At 36.6% G+C, this 2,623-nt stretch carries 2 protein-coding genes; both read right to left on the bottom strand.

Going from position 1 to position 2,623, the window contains the following annotated elements; translation table 11 throughout:
* Nucleotides 1–915, bottom strand: a 915-nt coding sequence (locus GSY74_RS03605) for a hypothetical protein (RefSeq protein ID WP_164663742.1), incomplete at its 3' end; no start/stop codon positions are given.
* Nucleotides 912–2,507 (bottom strand): DUF2339 domain-containing protein, encoded by a 1,596-nt coding sequence (locus GSY74_RS03600; RefSeq protein WP_370518764.1) that lies wholly within the window; start codon nucleotides 2,505–2,507, stop codon nucleotides 912–914. The genes GSY74_RS03605 and GSY74_RS03600, both read right to left, overlap by 4 nt.
* Between the last annotated feature and the right edge of the window lie 116 nt (nucleotides 2,508–2,623).

Raw genomic sequence — 2,623 nt, 5'->3', positions numbered from 1 at the left:
AATATTTTTATTACTTTGTTTGACTAAAGTTGAAGCTGAAAATGAGAATTTTTTTAACATGCTCCACTCTTTTAAATCTTTAGAGCTATAGATTATACCTGCTCTTTTAAAATTTTGTTCAACCACATTAGGTTCAATGCTATGCGTCGGTATCCCCTCCACTTTAAAGATGTAGCTTGTTTTTTTCTCTTTTGTTTCTGTTGAAAAAATCTCTATCTCTGTACTGTTCCACTTCACTTTGACTCGGTTGTGATTTGAAAAAGTAACCGATTTAATCGTAAGATATTTACTAAACTCTCTTATATCTCTATATTTTTTATAAAAAGAGGTTGTTCTATCCAAATGATAAACTATAGTCACCTCTTTGGCTCTCTGTTTAGGGATAGTAACCGAAAAGTTTTGATTTCCTGTCTCTTGGCTGTAGTCGAATATTTTACAGTTTTGACTAAGCAGTTTACCATCTATATAGATATCAATCAAACTCTCAAAATTTCTATCTTCGATATTGAGTTCTATCTTCTCTATCTCAAAAGGCTTCTCAAAATGGTAAGTTAGTTTGGCATTTTTTCGGTCATAATTAGTAGCTTTCAGCGTTTTACGAGTAGCTACTAATTTGCTTTTATGGGGTTTTATAAAATAGCCCTCCAGCCCTTGGCTACTCTGTAGACGCACCGAAGGGTAATAATTGGTGGTCTCTTTATAGATTTCATTGTCCAGTTTTACCCTCACCAGTGATGGTCTGTCAAGTTTTTCAAACAAAATCACTTTTTTATAAGGTTGAGTATTGGCAAAAGCCACCACGCTCAACAGCAATAGATATATTACAAAATTAGAAATCGGAAGGCTTTGCCTCCGTTGTTCGGGACTAAAGTCTCCGTTTCCAAAGTAGTTTAATATTTTCCATATGATGTTCATCTAACCACCTCCTTGTTTTTTTGATAGAAGTACGACAGACCAAAGAGTATCGCACCTAAGATTAAAAAGAGGACGATTCGATAGATAGAGTCAAGATTTGCCAAATCCACAAAGAAGGCTTTTAGGATGGCGATAAATATCAGAACTGTACCGACTATCTTTGATATTTTGATATTTTTTTTGATACCGTAGACAAAAAGTGAGATACCAAAAAGTATCCAAAGTAGCGTCATGGCAAACTTGGTAGCCAATGGGCTATAGAGTTTGACTAGATGATAGACCTCGACATTGAGGAAGATAAAGAGCAGACCTACACCTGCTCCCAACATAAGGTTGGGAAGCTGTTGATTGGCTATGGTTATCTTGGACTCTTTGAATGCCAAAGTGTAGATGAAGCCAACTACTGCCATAAAGACAACGAAGTTTAAGAGAGAAATAATGCTGTTTTGAGAAGATATATTAAAAATATTATTGATGAAATTTAGTATCATCAATCCTATAAAAATAGTGAAGAGGATATAAACTTTTTTCGCATAGAGACTCTTCTGAAGTAAAAAGGCAAACAGGGCAATTAGTAACATAGAGATAATAGAAAACAGATGCCAATCATAAAGTTCTGTAAGCAGTAGACTTAAAAGAGTAGAGACCAAATATGCTCCTATAAAAGTCAATAAAAATAGCGTCAATTTGACCATATCAGATGAGATATATTTGAAATTCAATTGACTCTTTTTAAGTAGCTGATACCCAGCAAAAAGTGAACCAATAACAAAGAGTGAAGTGACTGCCAAACTCTTGATATACGGTAGGGTCTCCATGTAGATATGACTATCAACCATATCAAATATCAAGTATCTCAATACGGTTATCCCAAAGGCAAATAGAGCAAAAAGTCCATAGGTCTTCTCATTGCTTTTGGTGGCAATCCACAGCAACATCAAAGACTCAACAGCCCAAACAATGGTCAATGAACTTCCTGCAAAGATAAAGGCAGGAGTGACCAGAAGCAGTGCAATAGATTGAGCCAAAACAATATAGAAAAGATTCTTTAAAAGCACATTTTTCTTTGCAAGAATCGAAGCATAAATGAGCAGATACCCTGCCAAAATAATCGTCACTACAGCATAGTAGATAAGCTCTATCCCATAGTGTTCAAAGAGTGCCAAAAAGCTCAATATCGCCACAATAAAATTTGCCCAAAAGAGAAAAACCGATGCTTTATTCAGACGCTCCTTTTTTCCTCGAATCTCATTGATAAACGGAACAATGGAGTAGATAACAAAAAACGAAGCATAGAGAATCGCCAATACCACAAAATCTCCCTCGGTCTCCCACACACTTGCCAAAGCAGTCAAAGAGGTGATACCAAATGCCAACCATGAGAGTAGCGACCATTTTTTATAAATAGAGATGTATAGAACCCCAAGATTGAGCATCAACATATAACTCAAAAGCCCAACATAATTTCCACTCCCTGTACTAAGCAAAAACGGTGTGGCGAACCCACCGATAAGCCCAAAAATAGCCGTGGATTTGGCATCAAATCGGATGGAGATAACTCCTGCCAAGATGGTGATGATGAGCATCGCCACAAAAGCGTAGTTGACATCTATACTGAAAACTACGGAAAAACCCCAAATTACTCCCCAACCCCAGCAAAGTCAGTAATCTCTCTCCACTCATCATCCGAAATTCCCCTGTCTTCCTT

This window comes from Sulfurovum sp. bin170, assembly GCF_010892395.1.
GTDB lineage: Bacteria > Campylobacterota > Campylobacteria > Campylobacterales > Sulfurovaceae > UBA1140.
Note: the sequence above shows the minus strand (reverse complement) of the source record. Positions and strands in the feature narration are given on the sequence as shown.